This window comes from Actinophytocola glycyrrhizae, assembly GCF_042653545.1.
GTDB lineage: Bacteria > Actinomycetota > Actinomycetes > Mycobacteriales > Pseudonocardiaceae > Actinophytocola > Actinophytocola glycyrrhizae.
In genome coordinates this window covers 1-700 of record NZ_JBHSIS010000018.1, presented here as the reverse complement: position 1 = coordinate 700, position 700 = coordinate 1, and the positions used below count along the sequence as shown (strand labels likewise).

Here is a 700-nt window from a genome sequence, read left to right as displayed (position 1 = left end):
TCCCCTTCGCGGGCAGCGGAACCCAGATCGGACACGGCTTCCAGAACTTCGTGAAGCTCACCTGATCCGTTTCCTTCGAGTGGAAGAGAAGACCATGCGCAAGACCGCAATCGTGGCAAGCGTCCTCGCCGGCACGCTCGCCAGTGGCATCCTGCTCGCGGGAACGGCCGCTGCCCGCCCCGGCGACGCACCGACCGCCGACGACATGACCATCATGTGCACCGTACCGGCGCAGCACGACCCGAACGTCATCAAAATTGTCCACCAGGTGGGCAAGCGGCTGAACGTCTCGGACAAAGTGATGCTCGCCGGGTTCGAGGCCGGGTGGGTCGAGTCCCACATGAACAACCTCAACTGCGGGGACCGCGACTCGGTCGGGGTGTTCCAGCAGCGGCCCTCCCAGGGCTGGGGGACGGTCGAGCAGATCATGAACGTCGACTACGCGGCAACCCAGTTCTTCAGCAGGGCGATCAACAGCGAACGAGGCCACCCGGGTTATGAGGCGTGGGAGATCGCGCAAGACGTCCAAAGGTCGTGCTGCCCGCTCCGATACCGCGACGCCGCAGGCAAGGCGCGGCAGCTCATGGCCGAGGCAGAACCCTCGACCCCCCGCGGCACCGATGGCTCGGACATCAGTGGTGACGGTCGCGCCGACCTGGTGGGCATCAAGCCGGACGGCACCCTCTGGTACTACGGCAAC

Annotated in this window: 1 pseudogene; it reads left to right on the top strand. The window is 65.7% G+C overall.

Going from position 1 to position 700, the window contains the following annotated elements:
- Window positions 1-94: 94 nt before the first annotated feature.
- A pseudogene (locus ACFPCV_RS28035) lies at window positions 95-700 on the top strand (hypothetical protein); the annotation flags it as partial.